This is a genomic window from Bacillus sp. NTK074B (assembly GCF_017303375.1).
Taxonomy (GTDB): Bacteria; Bacillota; Bacilli; order Bacillales; family Bacillaceae_B; genus Rossellomorea.
The window spans coordinates 1-265 of the sequence record NZ_JAFKOH010000091.1; the positions used below are offsets into that span (position 1 = coordinate 1).

At 51.7% G+C, this 265-nt stretch carries 1 protein-coding gene; it reads right to left on the reverse strand.

From position 1 onward, the window contains the following. A partial coding sequence (locus tag JI667_RS21545) for a hypothetical protein (RefSeq protein WP_206858497.1) occupies window positions 1-210 on the reverse strand: 210 nt, incomplete at its 3' end. Window positions 211-265 lie beyond the last annotated feature (55 nt).

Genomic DNA, 265 nt, shown 5'->3' on the forward strand with positions numbered 1-265 from the left:
GGTCCAACTCTTCGGACGTATCAATCCGGGGCGACTGCTGAGTTCGACCGTTAGCTTCTCCAGCGGCGCTTCAAATTGATTCTTCAGCAACAACTTCTTTAGAACCGAAACGCCGTTCTGAGACGATGCAAAGTTCACCTTCTTCGCGATCGACAACTCCAATACGAGGCCGCCAGGCTTCCCTTCCTCAACCGTCTCAAATGACATCATTACTCGACCTGACCTAACAGTTGCAGAACCAATCAGGCACACGGGCTTTGGTGTG